This window comes from Catenovulum agarivorans DS-2, from assembly GCF_000568405.1.
GTDB classification, from domain to species: domain Bacteria; phylum Pseudomonadota; class Gammaproteobacteria; order Enterobacterales; family Alteromonadaceae; genus Catenovulum; species Catenovulum agarivorans_A.
Genome location: NZ_ARZY01000069.1, coordinates 1 through 5,895, shown reverse-complemented (window position 1 = coordinate 5,895; position 5,895 = coordinate 1). Strand labels below are relative to the sequence as shown.

The 5,895-nt window shown below is 47.3% G+C and carries 2 tRNA genes and 2 rRNA genes; all 4 read right to left on the bottom strand.

The window, feature by feature from the left end:
• Positions 1–103 precede the first annotated feature (103 nt).
• Positions 104–3,026, bottom strand: a 23S ribosomal RNA gene (locus DS2_RS19060).
• Positions 3,027–3,418: 392 nt separating this feature from the next.
• Positions 3,419–3,494 (bottom strand) — tRNA-Ala (locus DS2_RS19055).
• A gap of 250 nt (positions 3,495–3,744) precedes the next feature.
• Positions 3,745–3,821, bottom strand: a tRNA-Ile gene (locus DS2_RS19050).
• A 229-nt stretch (positions 3,822–4,050) separates the two neighbouring features.
• Positions 4,051–5,579: ribosomal RNA gene (locus DS2_RS19045) — 16S ribosomal RNA — on the bottom strand.
• Together the 16S and 23S rRNA genes with 2 tRNA genes alongside form the textbook arrangement of a ribosomal RNA operon.
• Positions 5,580–5,895 lie beyond the last annotated feature (316 nt).

Genomic DNA, 5,895 nt, shown 5'->3' with positions numbered 1-5,895 from the left:
TTAATCTTTAAGTTCTATTTAATCTGTTGTTTATCTAATCTATTCAATCAAACAACTTTCTTTATATTCTTTTGTGCTTTATCCAATAAACATTTGGCGTTGTATGGTTAAGCCGCACGGGCAATTAGTATTGGTTAGCTCAATGCCTCACAGCACTTACACACCCAACCTATCAACCTCGTAGTCTACAAGGGCCCTACAGGACCTCAAGGGTCTGTGACAACTCATCTCGGGGCTCGCTTCCCGCTTAGATGCTTTCAGCGGTTATCGATTCCGAACTTAGCTACCCGGCAATGCTCTTGGCAGAACAACCGGAACACCAGAGGTTCGTCCACTCCGGTCCTCTCGTACTAGGAGAAGCCCCCCTCAATTCTCAAACGCCCACGGCAGATAGGGACCGAACTGTCTCACGACGTTCTAAACCCAGCTCGCGTACCACTTTAAATGGCGAACAGCCATACCCTTGGGACCGACTTCAGCCCCAGGATGTGATGAGCCGACATCGAGGTGCCAAACACCGCCGTCGATATGAACTCTTGGGCGGTATCAGCCTGTTATCCCCGGAGTACCTTTTATCCGTTGAGCGATGGCCCTTCCATTCAGAACCACCGGATCACTATGACCTGCTTTCGCACCTGCTCGACGTGTCTGTCTCGCAGTTAAGCTGGCTTATGCCATTGCACTAACCGTACGATGTCCGACCGTACTTAGCCAACCTTCGTGCTCCTCCGTTACGCTTTGGGAGGAGACCGCCCCAGTCAAACTACCCACCAGGCAATGTCCTCAATCCCGATTAGGGACCTAAGTTAGAACATCAAACATACAAGGGTGGTATTTCAAGGTCGGCTCCACAACATCTAGCGACGCTGCTTCAAAGCCTCCCACCTATCCTACACATGTAGGTTCAATGTTCACTGCCAAGCTATAGTAAAGGTTCACGGGGTCTTTCCGTCTAGCCGCGGGTACACTGCATCTTCACAGCAAGTTCAATTTCACTGAGTCCCGGGTGGAGACAGCGTGGCCATGATTACACCATTCGTGCAGGTCGGAACTTACCCGACAAGGAATTTCGCTACCTTAGGACCGTTATAGTTACGGCCGCCGTTTACCGGGGCTTCGATCAAGAGCTTCTCCCTAAGGATAACCCCATCAATTAACCTTCCGGCACCGGGCAGGTGTCACACCGTATACGTCATCTTTCGATTTTGCACAGTGCTGTGTTTTTAATAAACAGTTCCAGCCACCTGGTTACTTCGACCACCTCTCGCTCCAGGCGTAAAGCCCTTCACAATAACGTGGCGTACCTTCTCCCGAAGTTACGGTACTATTTTGCCTAGTTCCTTCACCCGGGTTCTCTCAAGCGCCTTAGTATTCTCTACCTGACCACCTGTGTCGGTTTCGGGTACGGTTCTTATTAACCTATCGCTTAGAAGATTTTCCTGGAAGCCGGGCATCAACTACTTCGCTACCTTGGTAGCTCGTCTCGTATCTCAGCCTTAAGAAGAACCGGATTTACCTAATTCTTCAGCCTACTTACTTTCACTTGGACAACCAACGCCAAGCTAGTTTAGCCTTCTCCGTCTCTCCATCGCAGTTAATAAAAGTACAGGAATATTAACCTGTTTCCCATCGACTACGCATCTCTGCCTCGCCTTAGGGGCCGACTTACCCTGCCCTGATTAGCATGGGACAGGAAACCTTGGTCTTTCGGCGAGCGGGTTTTTCACCCGCTTTATCGTTACTCATGTCAGCATTCGCACTTCTGATACCTCCAGCATACCTCTCGATGTCAGCATTCGCACTTCTGATACCTCCAGCATGCTTTACAACACACCTTCAACAGCTTACAGAACGCTCCCCTACCACTTAATCCTAAGATTAAATCCGCAGCTTCGGTTACTAATTTAGCCCCGTTACATCTTCCGCGCAGGCCGACTCGACTAGTGAGCTATTACGCTTTCTTTAAAGGGTGGCTGCTTCTAAGCCAACCTCCTAGCTGTCTAAGCCTTCCCACATCGTTTCCCACTTAATTAGTATTTGGGACCTTAGCTGGCGGTCTGGGTTGTTGCCCTCTTCACGACGGACGTTAGCACCCGCCGTGTGTCTCCCGGATAGTACTCACTGGTATTCGGAGTTTGCAAAGGGTTGGTAAGTCGGGATGACCCCCTAGCCTTAACAGTGCTCTACCCCCAGTGGTATTCGTCCGAGGCGCTACCTAAATAGCTTTCGGGGAGAACCAGCTATCTCCCGGCTTGATTAGCCTTTCACTCCGACCCACAGGTCATCTCCTAATTTTTCAACATTAGTGAGTTCGGTCCTCCAGTTGATGTTACTCAACCTTCAACCTGCCCATGGGTAGATCGCCGGGTTTCGGGTCTATACCTTGCAACTCAACGCGCAGTTAACACTCGCTTTCGCTACGGCTCCCCAATTCGGTTAACCTCGCTACAAAATATAAGTCGCTGACCCATTATACAAAAGGTACGCAGTCACAGAACAAGTCTGCTCCCACTGCTTGTACGTACACGGTTTCAGGTTCTATTTCACTCCCCTTACAGGGGTTCTTTTCGCCTTTCCCTCACGGTACTGGTTCACTATCGGTCAATTGGGAGTATTTAGCCTTGGAGGATGGTCCCCCCATATTCAGTCAAGATAACACGTGTCCCGACCTACTTAATATGTATCATAACGTTTTTCGCATACAGGACTATCACCTACTATGGTCAAACTTTCCAGAATGTTCTGCTGAACTTTATGATATCGGCTGTTCCGCTTTCGCTCGCCGCTACTAACGGAATCTCGGTTGATTTCTGTTCCTCCGGGTACTTAGATGTTTCAGTTCTCCGGGTTTGCTTCTTACAGCTATGTATTCACTGTAAGATACTCTATAAAGAGTGGGTTGCCCCATTCGGAAATCTTGGTCTCATGCGCCTTTTATCGGCTTGACCAAGCTTATCGCAGATTAACACGTCCTTCATCGCCTCCAATTGCCAAGGCATCCACCGTGCACGCTTAGTCACTTAACCATACAACCCGAATGTTTATCAGATTATAGAATTAAACAACGCTTCGTTTATTTGAATATATCTTTCGATATATTCTGGATTAGAATACTTGGTTTGCTTGATTAAACTCGTTAGATTCAGATAAAAATGAACTTAAAAATTTAATCTCCCTTCATGTTTGTCTTTACAGCTGTGTTGACTGCTTTCGCTCACCCTAGTCACTTAGTAAACTAAGCTCAAGGGATTCACTCATTTGTCGCCTTGCTGTAAAACCAAATCATTTTGGGAATTTAGCTTTTACTTTTCAGATTGTTAAAGAGCATAGGTTATTAAAACCAAATTAAAATAAGCTTGTTTAGTTTTGTATAAACTTACTTGGATTTGATTTCGACTTCGTGTTAAGTTTTAGAAAGTGGTGGAGCTAAGCAGGATCGAACTGCTGACCTCCTGCGTGCAAGGCAGGCGCTCTCCCAGCTGAGCTATAGCCCCATTTTCTGCTTCGTATTCTTCCGCTACTCGGCGTTGCACTTCTTCATTCAGATAGTCATTTACAAAACACGTAAACTCCTATCTTCATTCATCGTGCGCCTTGATTAGCGTCGACTACTTGCATAAAAACTATCAGGTAAAAGTTGTTCGCTGTGAGTTATTAAGTTTAAATCTAATGTAGACAAGGCGTTTAATGAGGACGTTTAGCCTGCTAAACGACGAATTAAACAACGCAGTATACGTTAGATTTTGGTAGGTCTGGGCAGACTTGAACTGCCGACCTCACCCTTATCAGGGGTGCGCTCTAACCAGCTGAGCTACAGACCTATATCATCTATATTATCAACTTGTTGGCAGGCCGACTTCACCGCTTTTATCAAAGGGCGTGGGGTGCTAACCAGTTAATCTACAGACCTATTCTTTCCGTGGGGTGCTAACCAGTTAATCTACAGACTTATTCAATAAACTTCAGCCTGTAACGACTTTTTGAAGTCTTTAACCTTTAGTAACCGTTTTATTTATCTGTGTGAACACTCAGCATGTTTAATAGCATCGTTAAGGAGGTGATCCAGCCCCAGGTTCCCCTAGGGCTACCTTGTTACGACTTCACCCCAGTCATGAACCACAAAGTGGTAAGCGCCCAATGTTAAGCTACCTACTTCTTTTGCAGCCCACTCCCATGGTGTGACGGGCGGTGTGTACAAGGCCCGGGAACGTATTCACCGCAGCATTCTGATCTGCGATTACTAGCGATTCCGACTTCATGGAGTCGAGTTGCAGACTCCAATCCGGACTACGAACAGCTTTAAGGGATTCGCGTACTCTCGCAAGTTAGCTGCCCTCTGTACTGTCCATTGTAGCACGTGTGTAGCCCATCCCGTAAGGGCCATGATGACTTGACGTCGTCCCCACCTTCCTCCGGTTTATCACCGGCAGTCTCCTTAGAGTCCCCAACTTAATGCTGGCAACTAAGGATAAGGGTTGCGCTCGTTGCGGGACTTAACCCAACATTTCACAACACGAGCTGACGACAGCCATGCAGCACCTGTCTCAGAGTTCCCGAAGGCACTAAACTATCTCTAGTAAATTCTCTGGATGTCAAGGGATGGTAAGGTTCTTCGCGTTGCATCGAATTAAACCACATGCTCCACCGCTTGTGCGGGCCCCCGTCAATTCATTTGAGTTTTAACCTTGCGGCCGTACTCCCCAGGCGGTCTACTTAGCGCGTTAGCTTCGCTACTCACGTCTTAAAGACACAAACAGCAAGTAGACATCGTTTACGGCGTGGACTACCAGGGTATCTAATCCTGTTCGCTACCCACGCTTTCGCACCTCAGTGTCAGTAATGGGCCAGGGGGCCGCCTTCGCCACCGGTATTCCTCCAGATCTCTACGCATTTCACCGCTACACCTGGAATTCTACCCCCCTCTCCCTTACTCTAGACAGACAGTTCTGAATGCACGGCCGAGGTTGAGCCCCGGTTTTTCACACCCAGCTTATCTATCCACCTACGTGCGCTTTACGCCCAGTAATTCCGATTAACGCTTGCACCCTCCGTATTACCGCGGCTGCTGGCACGGAGTTAGCCGGTGCTTCTTCTGTTGTTAACGTCACAGATAGCAGGTATTAACTACTACCCTTTCCTCACAACTGAAAGTGCTTTACAACCCGAAGGCCTTCTTCACACACGCGGCATGGCTGCATCAGGCTTTCGCCCATTGTGCAATATTCCCCACTGCTGCCTCCCGTAGGAGTCTGGGCCGTGTCTCAGTCCCAGTGTGGCTGATCATCCTCTCAAACCAGCTAGAGATCGTCGCCTTGGTGAGCCATTACCTCACCAACTAGCTAATCTCACTTGGGTTCATCTCGTCGCAAGAGCCAAAGGCCCCCTTTAACCCGTAGGTATTATGCGGTATTAGCCATCGTTTCCAATGGTTATCCCCCACAACGAGGCAGATCCCCAAGCATTACTCACCCGTCCGCCGCTCGACGCCGAATAGCAAGCTATTCTCGTTTCCGCTCGACTTGCATGTGTTAGGCCTGCCGCCAGCGTTCAATCTGAGCCATGATCAAACTCTTCATAAAAAAGTTTTAATCTTTGTCTCAATCTTACTGAATTAACAAGTATGTCACTTCTGATAGATTGAATAATTTTTTGTCTATTCAAACTATGCGAGTGCCCACACAGATAAATAAGGTTACTAATTTTTAAAGAACAGTTTGACTTAACAGATAAATAAGGTTACTAATTTTTAAAGAACAATTCGGTTACTTCCGAAAGAGGCGTGCATAATACAGCATCTCTTTTATCAGTCAATAACCAATTGAAAATAATTTATTTTATTTTCAATTGACTATACTTTCTCTTTGGAATTATAAGCCTGGCAGTGTGCTACTCTCA